Here is a 19556-nt window from a genome sequence, read left to right as displayed (position 1 = left end):
CAGTGAAACGCCGTAGCGCCGATGGTAGTGTGGGGTCTCCCCATGTGAGAGTAGGGCACTGCCAGACACCTATTTAGTCAGAGAAGCTACCCTATCGGGTGGCTTTTTTGCGTTTGTATTTTTCTATTATTTACTCAATTTCTGCTTTATTATTTTCCATTTTCCTTATTACCCTTTCTTATTCGATAGAATAAAATGAAATAATTTCAATTTGATTACAATAACTCGACATTGATCTTGTCTTTTGATTTAATTTGGCTATCTAGAAGTCTAAAAATGCAAGTGATTTAACAATCGAGGTTTCAGTAATGCCAATTCGTGTACCGGATGAATTACCGGCGGTGAATATTCTTCGCAATGAAAATATCTTTGTTATGACCTCAACACGGGCGAATATTCAGGATATCCGCCCTTTGAAAGTACTATTACTTAACCTGATGCCGAAGAAGATAGAAACAGAAAATCACTTTATCAGGTTATTATCTAATTCACCGTTACAGGTTGATGTTCAATTGTTGCGTATTGATAGTCGCCAATGTAAAAATACTCCAGAGGAACATTTGGATAACTTTTATTGTGATTTTGAGTCTATAAAAGATCAAAATTTCGATGGGTTAATTGTAACAGGGGCTCCTTTGGGGTTGGTTGAATTTGAAGATGTCACTTATTGGGCCGAAATTGAAAAAATTGTTAATTGGGCTAAAAATCACGTCACTTCAACGCTCTTTGTTTGTTGGGCTGTTCAAGCTGCCTTAAATGTTCTTTATAACCTGCCTAAATATACGAGAACGACTAAATTATCCGGTGTTTACTCCCATATAACCTTAGATCCTTTTGCGTTATTGACCAGAGGGTTTGACGAGTCCTTTTTGGCACCTCACTCACGTTTTGCGGATTTTCCAGAGGCAGTGATCCGTGAGCATACCGACCTAGATATCTTGGCTCGTTCAGAAGACGCTGGCGCTTATTTGTTTGCCAGTAAAGACAAAAGGTTGGTATTTGTGACAGGTCATCCTGAATATGGAGTTGATACATTAGCGGCAGAGTATTGGCGTGATCTGGCTGCGGGGTTAGAGCCAGCACTACCGGTCAATTATTTCCTGAATAATGATCCTGAAAATAAACCAGTTGCATCTTGGCGTAGTCACGGTCACTTATTGTTTTTAAATTGGCTTAATTACTATGTCTACCAAATTACGCCATACGATCTTACGTATATGAATCCTACCTTAGATTGAATCTGTAAAAAAATAAAAATAAAAATGAGAATTAGCTGAAGCGAGCCATTTCTCATTTTTTTAATTTTCTATTTTTTTAGAATCATTTACCTTCTCCGATTATTTCTTATATATAACAAAAAGTTAACACTTTTATTCCTAATTAATTGGAACTTATTTCCCTGTTTTTATTTTTAATAAATTCATTTAATCATTTGATTTATTTCAACTAATTTACTTAATTTTAAATAATGGAAATGGTTTTTGATTTATTTTTAATATTGATTACTCTTACTCAAGTGGGCATTTTAAAGACGAGGAGTGGGGGATGACACAGCAAGCATTAACAACTGATTTAACCTTTACAAAGCCTTTTGGTGAAGCTGAAAATCAGATATTACTACCTGAATCTATTGATTTTATAGAAGATCTAGTTGTTGAGTTTTCTGACAGGCGTAAAAAATTATTGGAAGAGCGAATTCACTGGCAGAAAAAAATAGATGATGGAGTATTACCTAATTTTATTTCGGAAACAATTTCCATTAGAGAGGGTGACTGGAAAGTTCAGGGAATTCCTGACGATCTTAAAGATCGCCGTGTTGAAATCACGGGTCCAGTAGAACGTAAGATGGTGATTAACGCTTTGAATTCAAATGTTAAAGTTTTCATGGCGGATTTTGAAGATTCACTGGCTCCTTCATGGGATAAAGTCATTAGTGGGCAAATTAATCTAAGGGACGCAGTTAACGGTACGATCTCATATACCAGTGAGCAAGGTAAGCGTTATGAATTGAAATCTGAACCGGCAGTTCTGGTTGCACGGGTCAGGGGGCTGCATCTGTCAGAAAAACACGTTCTTTACAAGAAGGAACCGATCTCGGGTGGTCTATTTGATTTTGCACTTTACTTCTATCTAAATCATAAAAATCTGCTGGCAAATGGCAGCGGCCCCTATTTTTATTTGCCGAAAATTCAGAGCTACCACGAAGCTCAATGGTGGAGCGATGTTTTCAGTTTTGCGGAAGAGCGCTTCAATCTGCCAAAAGGCACGATCAAAGCGACCGTTCTGATTGAAACACTACCTGCTGTATTCCAGATGGATGAAATTCTCTATCACCTGAGTCACCACATTGTTGGGCTGAACTGTGGGCGCTGGGATTACATTTTCAGTTATATCAAGACACTGAAAAACCATTCTGATCGTGTTTTGCCTGATCGCCAGTCGGTCACGATGACACAACCTTTTCTGAGTGCCTACTCTCGCTTGCTGATTAAAACCTGCCATAAACGTGGTGCATTTGCGATGGGGGGAATGTCGGCATTCATACCGAGCAAAGATGTTAAACAAAATCAGTGTGTTATGGACAAGGTTAGGACTGACAAAGAACTGGAAGCTAAGAACGGTCACGATGGTACATGGATAGCGCACCCTGGGCTTGCAGATATTGCGATGACAGTCTTCAACACCACCTTAGGAGAGCGGCCGAACCAATTGGCGATTTCCCGTGAAGAAGACGAAACGATCACAGCGGAACAATTGCTTGAACCTTGCTTGGGAGAGAGAACAGAAGAAGGAATGCGAGCGAATATTCGTGTCGCTGTGCAGTATATAGAAGCATGGATTTCAGGTAATGGGTGTGTACCGATTTATGGCCTGATGGAAGATGCCGCCACTGCGGAAATATCCCGAACATCTATTTGGCAATGGATCCGCCATGAAAAATCACTTTCCAACGGTAAAAAAGTAACAAAAGAACTGTTCAGGCAAATGCTGAAAGAAGAACTGGACATTATTAAACAAGAAGTTGGAGAGATGAATTTCAACCAAGGGCGATTTATGGAGGCTTCTAATCTGATGGAACGGATTACTACACAGGATGAGCTAATCGATTTCCTGACTTTGCCGGGTTATCAATTACTCAATTAATTTAAAAACGACAATATCCGATTAATTAAGAATAGGAAGTAGAAGAAAATGAACATTTCCCGAACACAACAGATCGCTCAGTTGGAACAAGAATGGAAACAACCACGTTGGGAAGGCATTACTCGCCCATACAGTGCTGAGGACGTGGTTAAATTGCGTGGTTCCGTTAACCCAGAACACACTTTAGCGCAGATGGGAGCGAAAAAGTTGTGGGAACTGTTGCATGGAAAATCAAAAAAAGGCTATGTGAACGCACTTGGTGCCCTGACTGGCGGTCAGGCACTTCAGCAAGCCAAGGCAGGTATTGAGGCAGTTTACCTTTCTGGTTGGCAGGTTGCTGCGGATGCAAATACTGCTTCCAGCATGTACCCCGATCAATCACTTTATCCAGTGGATTCTGTACCTAATGTCATTAAACGCATCAATAACAGTTTCCGCCGTGCAGATCAGATCCAATGGGCAAATGGTATCGGCCCGGACAGTCAGGAATACACCGACTATTTCCTGCCGATTGTCGCGGATGCTGAAGCAGGGTTTGGTGGTGTGCTAAATGCATTTGAACTGATGAAAGCGATGATTGAGGCTGGCGCAGCGGCTGTTCATTTTGAAGATCAATTGGCGGCGGTGAAAAAATGTGGGCACATGGGGGGTAAGGTACTCGTACCGACTCAAGAAGCGATTCAGAAACTGGTGGCTGCTCGTCTGGCTGCCGATGTATCCGGAGTTTCAACCTTGTTAGTCGCACGCACTGATGCCGACGCAGCAGATTTGCTGACTTCTGATTGTGATCCTTATGACAGCGAATTCATTACTGGCAAGCGAACTGCTGAAGGTTTCTTCTGTACCCGAGCCGGTATCGATCAGGCTATCAGCCGTGGGTTGGCTTATGCCCCATATGCCGACGTTGTTTGGTGCGAAACTTCTACGCCGGATCTTGAGGCCGCTCGCCGTTTTGCGGAAGCCATTCATGCGGAATACCCAGGCAAATTGCTGGCATACAACTGCTCTCCATCCTTCAATTGGAAAAAGAATCTGGACGACAAAACCATTGCGAGCTTTCAAGAGCAATTGTCTGCCATGGGATATAAATTCCAATTCATTACATTGGCTGGTATCCACAGCATGTGGTTTAACATGTTTGATTTGGCTTATGACTATGCCCGTGGTGAAGGTATGAAACATTATGTCGAAAAAGTTCAGGGACCTGAATTCTCAGCTCTTGAGCGTGGTTATACTTTCTCTTCACATCAACAGGAAGTTGGGACAGGGTATTTTGATAAGGTGACAACGATTATTCAGGGAGGAACGTCTTCTGTTACCGCCCTCACTGGTTCGACAGAAGAGCAGCAATTTTAGGTTTATCATGCCCATTGATATTATCAGGTGGGGGATTCTGTGAGGAATTCCCCTTTACGCGTCGGATAAGGTGGCGATGATGGAGATAGATCTCGCGCATTTAATTGCACAAACCATTTTGCAGGGATTCGATGCGCAATATGGTCGATTTCTGGAAGTGACTTCAGGCGCACAGCAACGTTTTGAGCAGGCGGATTGGCATGCAGTACAGCGAGCCATGAAAAAGCGAATCAACCTGTATGACCATCATGTTGGTTTAGTCGTGGAACAGCTGAAATGCATTCACGGTACACTGCAATATGACGAAGATTACATTGCTAAAGCAAAAGCCGTTTATACCCGTTTGCTGCCGGACTATCCCCGTTTTGAGATTGCGGAAAGTTTTTTTAATTCAGTCTATTGCCGTTTGTTTCAACACCGTAACTTAAAGCCAGAAAATCTATTTATTTTTTCTTCCCAGCCAGCCTGCCGTTTTCGCCATATTTCACGTCCATTGTCGCGGGATTTTTCCCCTAACAGTAATATTGCGTCAATGTTGCGAACGATATTAAATGATGTGCCATTGCGCCTTAAATGGGAAGATTTGGATCGAGATATTGATTACATCACGCAATACTTACAGAAAACATTTTCTGAACACGATTTATTACAGGCGACATTTCAGATTGCTAATGAACTATTTTACCGTAATAAAGCGGCGTGGCTGGTGGGAAAAATTAGGCTGGGCACAACGGTTTATCCATTTTTATTACCCATCCACCATAACGAATCTGGCGGCATCTTTATTGATACCTGCCTAACGTGCCGCGATGATGCCAGCATTGTTTTTGGTTTCGCACGTTCTTACTTTATGGTTTACGCCTCCTTGCCGGCAGCATTAGTTGAGTGGCTGCGTGAAATTCTGCCGACAAAATCAACGGCCGAATTATACATGGCGATTGGTTGCCAGAAACATGGCAAAACAGAATACTATCGTGAATATCTGATGTTTATTAACGCATCTCAAGAACAGTTTTCGATTGCTCCAGGCGTGAAGGGCATGGTAATGCTGGTCTTCGCTTCTCCTTCATTTGATCGTGTATTTAAAGTCATCAAAGATAAATTTGCTCCGCAGAAAGAAGTCTCTCAAGAACGTGTTCAGGAGTGCTACCGTCTGGTCAAAGAACATGATCGTGTGGGAAGAATGGCCGATACGCAGGAATTTGAGAACTTTGTCATTGAGAAGCGCCATATCAGCCAGGAATTAATGGAAGAATTGCAAAAAGAAATCCCGGCAAAACTCGAGGATCTGGGTGATAAAGTTCTGATAAAACACCTTTATATGGAACGGAAAATGATCCCGTTGAATATTTATATGGAACAGGTAGACGAAGTGCAGTTGAAAGATGTGATAGAAGAATACGGGAACGCTATTAAACAATTGGCCGCGGCGAATATATTTCCGGGTGATATGCTGTTTAAAAACTTTGGGGTTACGCGTCATGGGCGGGTGATTTTCTACGACTATGATGAAATCTGTTATATGACTGAAGTGAATTTTCGGAATATCCCTCCACCACGTTATCCGGAAGATGAACTGGCAAGTGAACCTTGGTACAGCGTTGCTGCCAACGATGTTTTCCCAGAAGAGTTTCGGCATTTTTTATGTGGTGACAACCGTGTCCGGCGTTACTTTGAAGAAAGCCATAGTGACCTATTCAAAGCGGATTACTGGTTGGCATTACAAGAGCGCATTAAAAATGGGCATGTGGAGGATGTTTTTGCCTATCGGCGCAAACAGAGGTTCAGTCAGCGTAATTAAATTTAGGAAACAAAAAATACAAGTCGTGATATCACATTTCCCATAGATGAAAATAATATTTTACTGAATGATAAAGATTAGAGATTGAATGATATTAATTAAAAATGACTGGCTATTCATCTATTGTCTTTCAATGATATGATCCTCTTTGTTACTATAGAATTTGTTTTAATAAAAGTAATTCCGTAATTAAATAATCATAATCACAACCATTGAAAGAATATTCCTATTCATTTTAAACAATATTTAGGGAGAGAATAATGGCTAATGTCATTTTATACGGCGATATCCTTCACATTAAAAACAGGCACGAAAATGGTAGTTATCTTGATGTTTATGGGCAGTCTGCATCGCTGGGAGAAAAATATAATGTTGTCACTTCTGTTTCATCAAATCGTGATACAGGCTCGGGTTCATGGCAGATTTTATCTGCGGAAAGTAAAAGTTTAGGAACGGAAATTTACAGTGGTGATACGGTATTTCTAGTGAATTTTTATCGGAACAATGGAGGGTATTTGAGAGTGAGTGGCTATGCACCCTCTCCTGAGCTCTATAATGTTTATACCGCAGATAGACCCGTGAACGCCCTCGATACGGCAATATGGCATATTTTTACAGATACGGCTAACGAATTTGATGGCAAAATACGTGAGGGAAATGCCATTCGTCTGCTTAACAGTTTTAATAATGTACATGGTGGTTTTCTTGATACCTGTTGGTTGGTAAACCAACCTGGTGCTGTATATAAGGTGTATACTTCACTGCTGTCAGATCGGGGGAATGGCACGGGTACATGGATATTATCAAAAGCAATTAATCAATAATGATATTGAATATTGTTTTTGTCGTTTTATTAAATGAGTCGTGATGAAGTTCTCAATTATTAAAAATAATATTTAAAAATGGAATTAATTAATTTGAGAGAATGTTAGGAATAACATGATTAATGGGTTTAGCAATGCGGAAATGTTGAATTTCCGCATTTCAATATACTTAATCAATTAAATTACGCTTTGGCTCCGGCAATTGCAGCATGTGCCAGTTCGGTAATCTGGGCATAATCACCTTTTTTCAGCGCATCGCCAGGCACCAGCCATGAACCACCAATACACAGAACACTATTTAGAGCCAGATAATCGCGGTAATTGTCGGGTGAAATACCACCGGTTGGGCAGAAACGAACTTGAGGGAATGGGCCTGCAATGGCTTTTAGCGCTTTCACGCCGCCATTCGCTTCTGCTGGAAAAAATTTGAAGCAATTTACCCCATAACTCATACCAAGCATTAATTCTGAAACCGTAGAGATCCCCGGAATCAATGGAATTGAGCCCGTAGTTGCGGCTTTTAATAACGCGTCAGTTAATCCTGGGCTGATGGCAAACTGAGCGCCTGCTTCGGTGACTGAGGCCAATTGTTCAGGATTAATGACTGTACCTGCGCCAATAATCGCTTCAGGCACTTCTTTGGCGATAAGACGGATGGCCTCCAGTGCGCATTCAGTTCTTAAGGTGACTTCCAGTACACGTATCCCGCCGGCAATCAGCGCTTTTGCCAGTGGAACCGCGTGTTTAATCTCATTGATCACAATAACAGGGACGACAGGGCCATCGGTCAGGATATTTTCTGCGGTTATTTTCCAATTATTCATTAGCAGTTTCCTCTCGCCAAATTCGGATACAAGGGATTTAAAATCTCTGTTATTAAAATGTGATGCAACAGGCACCTTGTTCTGCACCCGATAGCCTGATAGTTGGGTTCGCAGTGAACCAAACAGTTCAAATAGACCTTTTAAGGGAAATTTAGACCCAACTTACTTAATACCGCCATATTCCCGGCTGATCTCTTTTGCAGCCCGCATCACGAGTGCGCCCAATTCAGTGACTCGATCGTCAGAGATACGTGAAATTGAGCCGGAGATGGAAATAGCGGCAAACGCTTCATGATGTTCATCGTAAATACAGGCGGCAATGCAGCGTAACCCAAGGGCATGTTCTTCATCATCGAGCGAAAAGCCTTGCTTGCGGATCTGTTCAAGATTTTCTTTCAGGGCTGCTGCGGTGGTGTAAGTATGCTGGGTATAGGTATGAAGACCTTTTTTATGGAGTAACTGGAGGCGTTTTTGTTCAGACAGTGTAGAAAGCAACGCTTTGCCTGCGCCGGAAGCATGCATCGGCAGCTTGCCGCCAATGGGGGCAGACATCCGCATCAGCGCATTACATTGCACCTGATCAACAATAACGGCTTCATATTCATCAAGATTCAGGATGGCAAGGTTGACGGTTTCGCCGGAATCTTCCATTAACTGGCGCAATATTGGGTGAACCAGCACCATCAAATTACGACTTTGCAGAAAACTGCTACCGACAACAAAGGCATGTGAAGCGATAACCCATAATCCCAAATCGCCTACCTGACGGACAAAACCATGCTGCTGTAATGTAGTCAAAAGGCGATGGGTGGTGGAGTTAGGCAAACCAGCTTGTATAGCCAGATCGGTCAAGGCAACACCTACTTGTGAATCGGAAATATATTCCAAAAGCGTAAGCCCTCGGCTCAAGGACTGAACCTGACCGCTTGCAGCGGCACTATTTGCCGTTATTTTGGTTTTTTTGGTACGTTTGTTGGCAACGGCTGTACTCATAAAATGCCCTCTGAAAGTGTCTGTGTAGCAACCCTGATTTTGCTAAAGAAAAAATGGAATTTATTTTCGTTTTCTTATTATGGATGATAAAGCGGGGGAAAACACATCCGATGAGTGGAGCCACTCTGAGATATCCAATTTATCTACATCAGGCCGAGGATGGATCATCTTAATGACGTCAGCTCACACCGCGAATATCATAGTTGCAGAGGATTCTTTCAGCATTAGCACGGTGTGAATTGGCGAAACATTGGTAAGTTGGGTTAAATACCTTCTTTGTCGAAATCAGAAAAAACCGCTAAAGCGGTTTTTTCTGTCACACCTTAAACAAATTCTGATGAAGTTTCTGAATGACTGATTCCGCATCTTTCCCTGGAACGAGCAAACATACATTGTGACTGCTTGCGCCATAGCTGATCATCCGGATATTAAAAGATTCCAGTGTGCCAAAAATTTCTTTCCCCAGCCCCTTAGCCTGTGAAAGCTCATTACCGATAATTGCCACCAGCGTCAGATCTTCTTCAACTTCTACACGACATAATGTAGAAAGTTCGGTCAGCAGAGCATTAGTCAGCAAACTGCCATTGGTGCTGGTAGAGCCAGTCGTATCCAGCGTTAGGGCGACACTGACTTCTGAGGTGGTAATCAAATCTACTGAAATGTTATGGCGTAAAAGCAGCGTAAAAACTTCCGCCAGAAAGCCCCTTGCATGTAACATTTTTAGGCTATGCAAGGTTAATAACGTCTGTTTGCGGCGTAATGCCAGCGCACGAAACAGAGGCGGGTTTTCGATTTTGTCACAAACCAGTGTGCCGCCGGCCTGCGGATCTTTACTTGATCCAACAAAAACAGGAATACCGCAACGAACGGCAGGTAGCAACGTAGCTGGGTGAAGTATCTTAGCACCAAATGTCGCCATCTCTGCTGCTTCATCAAATGCAATTTTATCAATGCGTTTGGCTGTTGGCGCAACACGGGGATCAGTGGTATAGATGCCGGGAACATCCGTCCAAATATCAACACGCTGTAAATTCAGCGCTTCGCCGAGCAAGGCGGCGGTATAATCACTGCCACCACGTCCCAGCGTCGTTGTGCGGCCTTTTTCTTCTCTACCGATAAAACCTTGTGTGATAACAACCGTATTATTCAAACGAGGTTGAAGGTGCTCAACCGCCGAGATATGGAGTTGAAGGGTGTCTGGTTCTGCCCGCCCGAAGTGATCATTCGTTCGCATGATCCTGCGGATATCAAACCACTCTGCATTTGCATTGCGTTGACGCAGTAATTCTACGAACAGCAATGTGGACATCACTTCACCGTGGCTGACCAACTCATCAGTTAACGCCTCAGATGTTGCCAATGATGCGGCTTCTGACAGCATCTCGATATTTTCCAGCAGGCGTTCAATTTCTTCACATATCACATCCACGTCATTTAACCGGTCAATAATCGCATATTGAATGTCACGGATCTGTTTCAGGCACTTCTCCCGCTTATTGCTATCACAGCCCGTCGCCAATGCGACCAGCAAATTAGTCACCCCCGAAGAAGCGGACAAAACGACCACGCGGACATCTGCGTTTGCCAAAATAATATCGGCACAGTGATTCATGGCATCAAAGTCTGCCACACTGGTACCGCCGAATTTTGCGACAACATACTGCGGGTAAGGAGATGAAACAGCACACATGGATGATAACCTTCTGTTCGAGGAATAGGCTTTTAGAAATATCGGGTTAGCTATTCTGAGTCAACGTTTAGGCATTGAGCATCAATATCTTTCATGATGGAACTGAAATTATCGTTTTTACCTATATCCAATGTTTTCACCTATAGCAGCAATTAGGGCTGGAAATTATGGTTTATTTTGACCAATATCAGTGACTAACAGGAAAAGGAGACATATCACAGAATTAAGCCGTACAATCTGTGTATTCCTATTATTTATCGACAGTTGATAGAGAGCATCATTCATGAAAAACATCAACCCTAGCCAGACCGCCGCTTGGAAAGCATTGCAGCAACACTTTGAGCAGATGAAAAACGTTCATTTGCGGGATTTGTTTAAACAGGACAAGGCGCGGTTTGCTGCATTCTCTGCAACATTTGACGACCAGATTCTGGTGGATTATTCCAAAAACCGCATTACCACTGAAACACTGGAGAAATTACAGGCACTGGCGAAAGAAACGGATCTGTCCGGAGCTATCCGCAGTATGTTCTCCGGTGAAAAAATCAATCGTACTGAAGATCGTGCTGTGCTGCACATTGCCCTGCGTAACTGCAGTAATACCCCGATTGTGGTGGATGGGAAAGATGTGATGCCGCAAGTCAATGCGGTGCTGGCAAAAATGAAGTCATTCAGTGAGCGCATCATCAGCGGAGAATGGAAAGGCTATACCGGACAAGCGATTACTGACGTGGTAAATATCGGTATTGGTGGTTCCGATCTCGGTCCTTATATGGTCTCTGAAGCACTGAAAGCGTATAAAAATCACCTCAATATGCACTTTGTTTCCAATGTGGATGGAACCCATATCGCAGAAACGTTGAAAACATTGAACCCAGAAACGACGCTATTCCTGATTGCCTCCAAGACCTTCACCACACAGGAAACTATGACCAATGCGTATTCTGCCCGCAATTGGTTCCTGCAAAGTGCGGAGATTGAGGCTCATGTTGCCAAGCATTTTGCGGCACTTTCGACCAATGAGCAGGAAGTCAGTAAATTTGGTATCGATCCACAGAATATGTTTGAATTCTGGGATTGGGTCGGTGGCCGTTATTCACTGTGGTCTGCGATTGGTTTATCCATTGCACTTTCCATTGGCTATGAGAATTTCGAACAGTTGCTGAGTGGCGCTTATGCTATGGATAAACACTTTGAGCAGACTTCTCCTGAGCAGAACATTCCAGTCCTGCTGGCGCTGATCGGCATCTGGTACAACAATTTCTTTGGCGCAGAAACAGAAGCGATTCTGCCTTATGATCAATATATGCATCGTTTTGCCGCTTACTTCCAACAGGGCAACATGGAATCGAATGGTAAATATATTGATAGGAATGGCAGCCCAGTAGATTACCAAACTGGGCCGATTATCTGGGGCGAGCCGGGCACTAATGGTCAGCATGCTTTCTATCAGCTTATCCATCAGGGAACCAGACTGATTCCATGTGATTTTATTGCGCCCGCAATCAGTCATAATCCGCTCAGTGATCATCACAGCAAGCTACTGTCCAACTTCTTTGCGCAAACTGAAGCACTGGCTTTTGGTAAAAACCGCGAACAGGTGGAAGCGGAATTTGTCGCAGCCGGAAAAAATGCACAGGACGTGGCGAATGTCGTGCCATTCAAAGTTTTTGAAGGCAACCGTCCGACTAACTCCATTCTATTACGCGAAATTACACCATTTAGTTTGGGCGCATTGATTGCCATGTATGAACATAAAATCTTTGCCCAAGGCGCTATTCTGAATATTTTCTCATTTGATCAATGGGGCGTAGAACTCGGTAAACAGTTGGCGAACCGTATCCTGCCAGAATTGCCCGATGATGAAGCGGTAAATAGCCATGATAGTTCAACCAATGGCCTGATTAATCGTTTCAAAACATGGCGCTAATCTGACTTTTTATCGTACTTAATAAAATTGCCTCGCCTCCAATAAATACGGTTATTGAGGTGAGGCGCTTATGATTACGATCATCATTCTGCTTGTTCTTTACTCATTAATATTTAGATAAGCCCATTCAATCACGTTGAAATATGCGATAACAATGATGATTTACATAAATTGTTATCAACTTTTTATTTTATTCACTTGCAACGTGATATCCTCACTCCCCATTCGTTGTGCTGTCGGGGAAAATGATGTGCCCCGCAATGGGAAAATGACATGGCAGATGACACAATATTAACTCCTGCACCTATCCGCTGGTTTTCGGCAGATAATTCTAATATTCCTGAAGATATTTTAGATTGGCTTATGGAAGTCGGTTCAATGACGCGCCGTTTTGAAGAACATTGTCAGCAGGTATCAGTTGTACCTTTTCGGGAATGCTTTATTACAGCAGCAGAATTAGGAGATGAAAGTGAGCACTTACCTATAAGTGAAAGGTATTGGCTGCGTGAAATTGTCTTGTATGGAGATAACATTCCGTGGCTGCTGGGACGTACTGTGATCCCTGAGGAAACACTGACTGGCACGGATAAGCGGCTGGTCAATGTAGGAACAGTTCCACTTGGTCGCTATCTTTTTAGTGGTAATAATTTGACTCGGGATTATATTCAAATAGGCCAGCAAGGGCAGCACTGGGCGCGGCGTTCTTTGTTGAGGTTATCAGGTAAATCCTTGTTACTCACAGAGGTTTTTTTGCCGGAATCACCTGTATATAAAATGAACAAAATCAAAGGAGGAAAATAGATTGGAGGCCAGTATGACGCAGAATAAATGGCTCGCCTATTGCCGTTTAATGCGTATCAATAAACCCATTGGCGTATTATTATTATTATGGCCAACATATTGGGCATTGTGGATCGCAGCAAAAGGTATGCCAGATTTGTACATCTTGTTAGTTTTTACTATTGGGGTGTATACCATGCGTGCTGCGGGATGTTGCATTAATGATTTTGCAGATAGAAAATTTGATGGGTATGTAGAACGTACCAAATCTCGTCCACTTCCCAGTGGCGATGTCAGCGAAAAAGAAAGCAAAATCTTGTTTGTTACACTGGGGCTGATCTCTTTCGCACTGGTTTTGATGCTGAACAAAATGACGATTGCCTTATCTTTCATTGGATTGGCACTGGCATGGGTTTATCCTTTTGTCAAACGAGTCAGTAACTTGCCACAGATTGTACTGGGAGCAGCCTATGGTTGGTCAATTCCAATGGCTTTTGCTGCAGTAAGTGAGTCCTTACCATTAGAATGCTGGTTGTTATTTTTGGTTAACATAATATGGTCAATAATTTATGACACACAGTATGCGATGGTTGATCGTGATGATGACCTGAAAATTGGTGTAAAATCGACGGCCGTGCTTTTTGGGCGTTTTGATAAACTGATTCTGGGTATTTTGCAGTTTATTATGCTTGGTATTCTGGTATCGGTTGGTTGCATAGTGAATTTAGGTGGGATGTACTACTGGACGTTATTGCTGGCGGGTTCGCTCTTCATTTATCAGCAGAAATTGATTTCTGGTCGAAAAAAGGCTCTCTGCTTTCAAGCATTTATGAACAATAACTACGTCGGTTTTATCTTATTCCTCGGTATTCTTTTCAGCTATGTTTAACATAACGGGCGGATAACCCGCCCGTTCAGCTTTATTTCCAGCGTAACGCTTTAATGTTGATCTTTGTTTGTCTGTTCAGTGTCATTCTGCTCTGGTGGCATACTGGCACTTTCAATCGTCAGACGGATCTCAGGGGACATCAATTCACTCAACACCTGATAGAGTTTTTGAGCGCTGGTCGTGCTTTTATCACTATTATCATGAATATAACCTTCCTCGCGCAGCGTATTGACTGAGCTGGCAAACACCGCCTTGTCAAAGAACTCTGGGGCATTGATTCCATGCAGTACCGACAGACGCTGTGCCAGCATCCGGCTCTCTTTTTCCAACACACCACGGCTGATTTCGGGAGTGGCATTCAATAAAGAAAGTGTGATGGCATAGCGTTGCAGAGTTTCACGGATACCTGCTGCCAGCAATTGCAGTGGGCGAATGCGCTCAGGGTTCAGAACGAGCATATCCTGTTCTTTGTTGCAGATCAGGCATTGACGCACTAACTCATCAATCAGAGTGTTGACCACTGCAGGCAGAGTTTTCTTACTGTAACGCATGAAAAGTTCTTGCTTGAGCAGCGGATAAATCAGCTCTACCTGCCTGAGTAGCTCACTGCGGCTAATGCGGCGATGATGCATCACAATACTGGTAATCAAAGATGGCAGGATCAGCAAGTGCTGGATATTGTTGCGGTAATAAGTCATCAATACCGCGCTTTCGCGAGGCAGGATAATGATATCCCCAAGACTGTCTTTTTCGACCTCAAACTTGTTCATCAGCAAGGCGTGATCCAGCAATGCTTCAGCGGTTTTGTTCGGTACAGTGATATCGTCAGCGTAAGGAACATTACATAGCAATTGCAGATAGCAGTCCAATTGCTCAATAAGCTGTTCGCGAGTAAGTGCTCGCTGACGTGATGACAACAAAGCTGTAGTGCATAAATTGATGGCATTTGCCGCTGCGGCATTATTGATGTTGACCATAATATTGCCAGCCAGTTTGCTGACTGTAGGTGTCAGCCATGACGGACGCTGGGCGTCTATTGGATCGATGGAATCGCGCCAGTCAGGAACATGATGGTTAAGGTATTGTATCAGAGGAATGGGTTCGCCAAAGTTTACATAGCCTTGTCCCAGATTACGCAGCTTACGCAGCCCATTAATCATCTGAAAAAAACCTTCTTTTTCCTTGGTTGCACCGCGTAACTCTTTAGCATAAGTTGCGACTTCCATTACATGCTCATAACCGACATAGATTGGCACGATGGTGATTGGACGGGAATCTCCCCGCAGCATTGCCTGTAATGTCATCGAAAGGGTGCCGGTTTTCGGATCGAGCAGACGGCCGGTGCGGGAACGTCCGCCTTCGACAAAGTACTCAACAGAATAACCACGAGAAAACAACTCACCCAGATATTCACGGAATATCGTCGAATAGAGTTTGTTCCCTTTAAAAGTACGGCGGATAAAGAATGCACCAAGGCGGCGGAATATCGGGCCGGCTGGCCAGAAATTAAGATTGATGCCGGCAGCAATGTGTGGTGGAACCAGCCCTTGGTGATAAAGCACATACGAGAGCAGGAGATAATCCATATGGCTGCGATGGCATGGGACATAAACCAGTTCATGACCATCCTGCGCCAGTTGGCGAACCCGCTCGGCATTATGGACATTAATGCCCTGATACAAACGGTTCCACGTCCAGCTCAAGACACGATCGGTCAAACGTACGGTTTCAGAAGAGAAATCTGCTGCAATCTCCTCCAACATATTGATAGCGTTTTGCTTCGCCTTTTCGGGTGAGATTTTTTTGCTACGTGTCTCATCGGCAATGGCTTTCTCAATGGCTTTGGATGCCAGCAGCTTGTTGAACAGATCCTGTCTGGCGGGCAAACGTGGCCCTACCGCAGCCAAACGCTGACGGGAATAGTGTATCCGTGCAACGCGGGCAAGTTTATTGGCAATGATATCATCTGTGCCATGATCATTGGCCATGCTGAGTAATGAAACGGGTGTGGAAAAACGCACAAAACTATCCCGTCCAAGCCACAGAATTGCAAAAAACTTTTGTACACCGTTTAGTAAACGCAACTGTGGCGCTGTATTTCCTTCTTGCCCTTCGCGTCCAGGGGAGCGGCCGAACATCACAGAAACAGGTACCATCTGAATATCCAAATCGGGATTATTGCGATGCAGATCCAGATAAGAATGAAAAATCTTCACGGATTCATGTTTAGGTGCATAGCAACGGAACACACGTGGGCCATCATCAATAAAGACATAGCTTGGAAGCAGAGTGTCACCCATTTCCAAAGGATTCAACGGATCCGGCAGATCTTGCGCCAGGCATTGTTGACGCAGGGTCAATAAGTCTGTTTTTGAGTGATACGGCAGTACATACAAAATAGGCCGTGTCGTATCAAGGCTCAGTTCTGCAATGGGATCCGTGGGGATAAGTTTACTTTTCACTAAGAATTTTAGTGGAAAATTCAATAACTTATAATATATTTTACGCCAACTTGACATAACAACTTTAAGCCTCTTGTTAGCAACGCGTCGCAAGCATACCAGAAACAGATTTTGAGATCTGTGGAAATAAGACAATAATAGGAGCTAAAAGTTATATGACCTTACAAATATTATGCTAATTGAAGAAAATTTTTTATGGCAAATCAATCAACAGGTTTGATTCGTATCATTAAAGCGGCAGGGTACTCGGCGAAAGGTATTAGGGCTGCGTGGCAAAATGAAGCGGCATTTCGGCAGGAAGTCATTGTAGCCATATTAGCGATCATCATTGCATTTTCCCTTGATTTTGGCATGTCCGAGAGGCTTTTGCTCATCGGTTCAGTCATGCTGGTGGTCATTGTGGAAATTCTCAACAGCGCCATTGAGGCTGTAGTTGATCGCATTGGCAGTGAATACCATGAATTATCGGGCAGGGCGAAAGACATGGGATCAGCTGCAGTATTTCTGACAATGATTCTGGCGTTGTTTATCTGGGGAATGATCCTTTGGTCGTATTTTATGCACTGATATGACATGGTTTTCGTCAATACACGTTATTTAGCGGCTTTTACGGGCTGGTAGGTTCCCAATTCGAATTTACCTGTATATACTCACAGGCAGACTGTATAAACAAACAGGGGGCGAAATGAAAGCATTAACTGCCAGACAGCAGCAAGTTTATAACTTGGTGCGTGACCATATTTCGCAAACGGGTATGCCACCAACACGTGCTGAAATCGCAGCACGTCTTGGTTTTCGTTCACCTAACGCGGCAGAAGAGCATTTAAAAGCATTGGCGCGTAAAGGGGTGATAGAGATTATCTCTGGTGCATCCAGAGGTCTCCGTTTGCTTCTTGAAGAAGAAGGGGCGGCGGGATTACCGCTGATTGGTCGTGTTGCTGCTGGCGAACCATTGCTGGCTCAGGAACATATCGAGAGTCATTACAAAGTTGATCCTGCATTATTCAAACCAAATGCTAATTTCCTGTTGCGCGTCAGCGGGATGTCGATGAAAGACATCGGTATTATGGATGGGGATTTACTTGCTGTGCATAAAACACAGGATGTTCATAACGGCCAAATCATCGTGGCGCGAATTGAAGATGAAGTAACAGTAAAACGTTTCAGACAAATAGGAAACAGAATTGAACTGATTGCTGAAAACCCTGAATTCGAGCCTATCGTTGTGGATTTAAGTGAGCAGAGTTTTACCATTGAAGGATTGGCAGTTGGCATTATTCGTAACGGGGATTGGATCTGATTGTAAAAGCGGATAATTGCACTTTGCCATTCTGGGGCGGTCATTTTTCGTAGTACCCGTTCAATAAAAGTTTTACGGGAGTTTGAAAATAAATGTGTTTATCGGCCATGACCGCCTCAATCAAACTTAAGGCTATTTTGCTTTATTTCTTTTTATTCTCTTCAGTCTTGTGATTATGCTGACATGTATCGCGTTCTGTACAGGAATCGATTTCATGGCAAGGGGAACACAAACCGTGGACTTCAATCACGCTGTGTCGTAAATGAAACCCTACGCCTTGAGCTAACTGCTGAATAGCGGATTCAATATCCTTGGCATCCCGTTCAGTCACTGAACTACAATTCTCACAGATAAACATGGCTGACGTATGGCTGGGTTCCTCAAAATGATGGCAAATCACATAACTATTTGTGGATTCTATTTTGTGGACAAAACCCTGTTCAAGCAAAAATTCTAGCCCACGATAGACTGTTGGCGGTTTTGCCTGCGGTTCGACTTCACGTAGCAGATCCAATAAATCATAGGCGCTGATTGCGCCTGGCTGCGTTGAGATTAAACGCAGAATTTCAAGGCGTTGAGGTGTTAAACGAACTCCTCGTGATAGGCAGATTGTCTTAGCCTGTGTCAGTAATTTTTTTGGATTGATAGTTTTCATTACACCTTTCACACCCAGCATGATGCCAATAGTTGTAATATTATCATGTTTTTCAGTCTGGAAGTGGAATCCAGGCAGACGGCTACAGCGCTGATGGTTAAACGCGTCAGTGAAAAGGTGACTAACTATTCTGCTGTTACGCAATACTTTGTTTACTGAAGAATGGCTATTCAGGATAAAAATAAAAATTAATTGGTAGATAAGAACGATAAAATATGCTGAAAACAAAATTTTAATTCTTGGGCGGTAGAAAAAAGCATGTATGGTGGTAATAGCAGCGGCTTTAAAAAGCCGCTATGTTGTAAGGGGAATTAACGCAATTGTTATTTAGTGAAGATGCCTTTAAAGGGATTCCAGCCATCATCGCCTTTTATTTCTTTTAAATAATAGGCATAGTTAGCTGTAAAACCCCACATAATATATGTTAGCGGCATTGTTCCATATATTAGGGTTTCAGATATTGATGTAACGCCTATAGCTAATAAAATGGAAAAAATGAATAAGCTCAAACCTTTTTTCCATAATCCTATAGCTAAGAAATAAAAAATTCCAAAGATAAAGGCAAGCCAATTTATATTTATCAGAATTCGTTTTTTTTGCGGTATGTTTTTATACCTACCTTAAATTCTTTCGACGCAGGGCTACTATATTGTTCAAAAAACTTAAAGCGCTCTTGCCATTTTTCAGGATATTTAGATACGTCCATTGAGTTCCCTTGTTTATTCTCATGATATTCTATTAAGTTCAATAACTATCTTTTTTTAAAACAGTCATAAACGGTAATTTCTATTTTTGTATGTTATTTGTGAAAGATTTATTTTTTCTTTATGGTAAGTTAATCAATGAAATTATCTGCACTTTTGTTATAGTCGGTAATACAATACACTGACTTACCGCGTCCACTAATG

17 protein-coding genes are annotated in these 19556 nt (G+C 42.8%); 10 read left to right on the top strand and 7 right to left on the bottom strand.

The annotated features are described in order from the left end of the window. Positions 1 to 308: 308 nt before the first annotated feature. The 5 genes from metA to NXS07_RS15205 all read left to right on the top strand — a co-directional run bounded on the left by metA (position 309) and on the right by NXS07_RS15205 (position 7125). A complete protein-coding gene (metA, locus tag NXS07_RS15225; RefSeq protein ID WP_038203676.1) occupies positions 309 to 1238 on the top strand; it encodes a homoserine O-acetyltransferase MetA in 930 nt (309 codons plus the stop codon). A gap of 307 nt (positions 1239 to 1545) precedes the next feature. Further along, complete coding sequence (gene aceB / locus NXS07_RS15220; protein ID WP_038203674.1) at positions 1546 to 3144, top strand: malate synthase A; 1599 nt, start codon at positions 1546 to 1548, stop codon at positions 3142 to 3144. A 48-nt stretch (positions 3145 to 3192) separates the two neighbouring features. Further along, positions 3193 to 4500, top strand: coding sequence for an isocitrate lyase (gene aceA / locus NXS07_RS15215; protein ID WP_258087064.1), 1308 nt, complete (start codon positions 3193 to 3195; stop codon positions 4498 to 4500). Positions 4501 to 4579: 79 nt separating this feature from the next. Further along, on the top strand, positions 4580 to 6301 hold the full coding sequence (aceK, locus tag NXS07_RS15210; protein ID WP_258087065.1) for a bifunctional isocitrate dehydrogenase kinase/phosphatase: 1722 nt from the start codon (positions 4580 to 4582) through the stop codon (positions 6299 to 6301). A 260-nt stretch (positions 6302 to 6561) separates the two neighbouring features. After that, the gene (locus tag NXS07_RS15205; protein WP_038203670.1) at positions 6562 to 7125 is read left to right on the top strand and encodes a hypothetical protein; all 564 of its coding nucleotides are present in this window, start codon (positions 6562 to 6564) and stop codon (positions 7123 to 7125) included. A gap of 182 nt (positions 7126 to 7307) precedes the next feature. On the opposite strand, the gene NXS07_RS15200 is transcribed toward NXS07_RS15205, so the two are convergent. From NXS07_RS15200 to lysC, 3 genes are all read right to left on the bottom strand, one after another. Then, positions 7308 to 7949, bottom strand: a complete 642-nt coding sequence (locus NXS07_RS15200; RefSeq protein ID WP_258087063.1) for a bifunctional 4-hydroxy-2-oxoglutarate aldolase/2-dehydro-3-deoxy-phosphogluconate aldolase — start codon at positions 7947 to 7949, stop codon at positions 7308 to 7310. Between the two features lie 162 nt (positions 7950 to 8111). Beyond that, positions 8112 to 8942, bottom strand: coding sequence for a glyoxylate bypass operon transcriptional repressor IclR (gene iclR, locus NXS07_RS15195; protein ID WP_038187370.1), 831 nt, complete (start codon positions 8940 to 8942; stop codon positions 8112 to 8114). 316 nt (positions 8943 to 9258) lie between these two features. Further along, positions 9259 to 10632 (bottom strand): lysine-sensitive aspartokinase 3, encoded by a 1374-nt coding sequence (gene lysC / locus NXS07_RS15190; protein WP_038203664.1) that lies wholly within the window; start codon positions 10630 to 10632, stop codon positions 9259 to 9261. Positions 10633 to 10915: 283 nt separating this feature from the next. Here lysC and pgi point away from each other — a divergent pair, with 283 nt between their 5' ends. From pgi to ubiA, 3 genes are all read left to right on the top strand, one after another. Continuing rightward, a complete protein-coding gene (gene pgi / locus NXS07_RS15185; RefSeq protein ID WP_038203661.1) occupies positions 10916 to 12562 on the top strand; it encodes a glucose-6-phosphate isomerase in 1647 nt (548 codons plus the stop codon). 273 nt (positions 12563 to 12835) lie between these two features. Next, positions 12836 to 13363: a chorismate lyase gene (gene ubiC, locus NXS07_RS15180; protein ID WP_046337534.1), complete on the top strand. Its 528-nt coding sequence runs from the start codon at positions 12836 to 12838 to the stop codon at positions 13361 to 13363. A gap of 13 nt (positions 13364 to 13376) precedes the next feature. Next, positions 13377 to 14231, top strand: a complete 855-nt coding sequence (gene ubiA, locus NXS07_RS15175) for a 4-hydroxybenzoate octaprenyltransferase (protein ID WP_046338100.1) — start codon at positions 13377 to 13379, stop codon at positions 14229 to 14231. Positions 14232 to 14281: 50 nt separating this feature from the next. On the opposite strand, the gene plsB is transcribed toward ubiA, so the two are convergent. Then, positions 14282 to 16750 (bottom strand): glycerol-3-phosphate 1-O-acyltransferase PlsB, encoded by a 2469-nt coding sequence (gene plsB / locus NXS07_RS15170; RefSeq protein WP_038222093.1) that lies wholly within the window; start codon positions 16748 to 16750, stop codon positions 14282 to 14284. Positions 16751 to 16888: 138 nt separating this feature from the next. Between plsB and NXS07_RS15165 the strand changes: the two genes are divergently transcribed. Both NXS07_RS15165 and lexA read left to right on the top strand, forming a co-directional pair. After that, on the top strand, positions 16889 to 17260 hold the full coding sequence (locus NXS07_RS15165; RefSeq protein WP_038203655.1) for a diacylglycerol kinase: 372 nt from the start codon (positions 16889 to 16891) through the stop codon (positions 17258 to 17260). A 118-nt stretch (positions 17261 to 17378) separates the two neighbouring features. Next, positions 17379 to 17993 (top strand): transcriptional repressor LexA, encoded by a 615-nt coding sequence (gene lexA / locus NXS07_RS15160; protein ID WP_038192604.1) that lies wholly within the window; start codon positions 17379 to 17381, stop codon positions 17991 to 17993. 142 nt (positions 17994 to 18135) lie between these two features. On the opposite strand, the gene zur is transcribed toward lexA, so the two are convergent. The 3 genes from zur to NXS07_RS15145 all read right to left on the bottom strand — a co-directional run bounded on the left by zur (position 18136) and on the right by NXS07_RS15145 (position 19354). Then, positions 18136 to 18648, bottom strand: a complete 513-nt coding sequence (gene zur / locus NXS07_RS15155; RefSeq protein ID WP_038203683.1) for a zinc uptake transcriptional repressor Zur — start codon at positions 18646 to 18648, stop codon at positions 18136 to 18138. Between the two features lie 323 nt (positions 18649 to 18971). After that, on the bottom strand, positions 18972 to 19196 hold the full coding sequence (locus NXS07_RS15150; protein ID WP_230580057.1) for a DUF2628 domain-containing protein: 225 nt from the start codon (positions 19194 to 19196) through the stop codon (positions 18972 to 18974). A 32-nt stretch (positions 19197 to 19228) separates the two neighbouring features. Then, positions 19229 to 19354 (bottom strand): hypothetical protein, encoded by a 126-nt coding sequence (locus NXS07_RS15145; RefSeq protein WP_258087062.1) that lies wholly within the window; start codon positions 19352 to 19354, stop codon positions 19229 to 19231. Between the last annotated feature and the right edge of the window lie 202 nt (positions 19355 to 19556).

Origin of the sequence: Xenorhabdus bovienii (assembly GCF_024721015.1) — a bacterium.
GTDB lineage: Bacteria > Pseudomonadota > Gammaproteobacteria > Enterobacterales > Enterobacteriaceae > Xenorhabdus > Xenorhabdus bovienii.
Note: the sequence above shows the minus strand (reverse complement) of the source record. Positions and strands in the feature narration are given on the sequence as shown.

Coding starts and splice junctions, on each gene's coding strand:
- zur (WP_038203683.1), bottom strand. CDS start 18,648: ATGAAAACTATCAATCCAAAAAAATTACTGACACAGGCTAAGACAATC.
- aceK (WP_258087065.1), top strand. CDS start 4,580: ATGGAGATAGATCTCGCGCATTTAATTGCACAAACCATTTTGCAGGGA.
- NXS07_RS15200 (WP_258087063.1), bottom strand. CDS start 7,949: ATGAATAATTGGAAAATAACCGCAGAAAATATCCTGACCGATGGCCCT.
- pgi (WP_038203661.1), top strand. CDS start 10,916: ATGAAAAACATCAACCCTAGCCAGACCGCCGCTTGGAAAGCATTGCAG.
- aceB (WP_038203674.1), top strand. CDS start 1,546: ATGACACAGCAAGCATTAACAACTGATTTAACCTTTACAAAGCCTTTT.
- iclR (WP_038187370.1), bottom strand. CDS start 8,942: ATGAGTACAGCCGTTGCCAACAAACGTACCAAAAAAACCAAAATAACG.
- ubiA (WP_046338100.1), top strand. CDS start 13,377: ATGACGCAGAATAAATGGCTCGCCTATTGCCGTTTAATGCGTATCAAT.
- NXS07_RS15165 (WP_038203655.1), top strand. CDS start 16,889: ATGGCAAATCAATCAACAGGTTTGATTCGTATCATTAAAGCGGCAGGG.
- lysC (WP_038203664.1), bottom strand. CDS start 10,632: ATGTGTGCTGTTTCATCTCCTTACCCGCAGTATGTTGTCGCAAAATTC.
- lexA (WP_038192604.1), top strand. CDS start 17,379: ATGAAAGCATTAACTGCCAGACAGCAGCAAGTTTATAACTTGGTGCGT.
- NXS07_RS15205 (WP_038203670.1), top strand. CDS start 6,562: ATGGCTAATGTCATTTTATACGGCGATATCCTTCACATTAAAAACAGG.
- NXS07_RS15145 (WP_258087062.1), bottom strand. CDS start 19,354: ATGGACGTATCTAAATATCCTGAAAAATGGCAAGAGCGCTTTAAGTTT.
- metA (WP_038203676.1), top strand. CDS start 309: ATGCCAATTCGTGTACCGGATGAATTACCGGCGGTGAATATTCTTCGC.
- plsB (WP_038222093.1), bottom strand. CDS start 16,750: ATGTCAAGTTGGCGTAAAATATATTATAAGTTATTGAATTTTCCACTA.
- aceA (WP_258087064.1), top strand. CDS start 3,193: ATGAACATTTCCCGAACACAACAGATCGCTCAGTTGGAACAAGAATGG.
- ubiC (WP_046337534.1), top strand. CDS start 12,836: ATGGCAGATGACACAATATTAACTCCTGCACCTATCCGCTGGTTTTCG.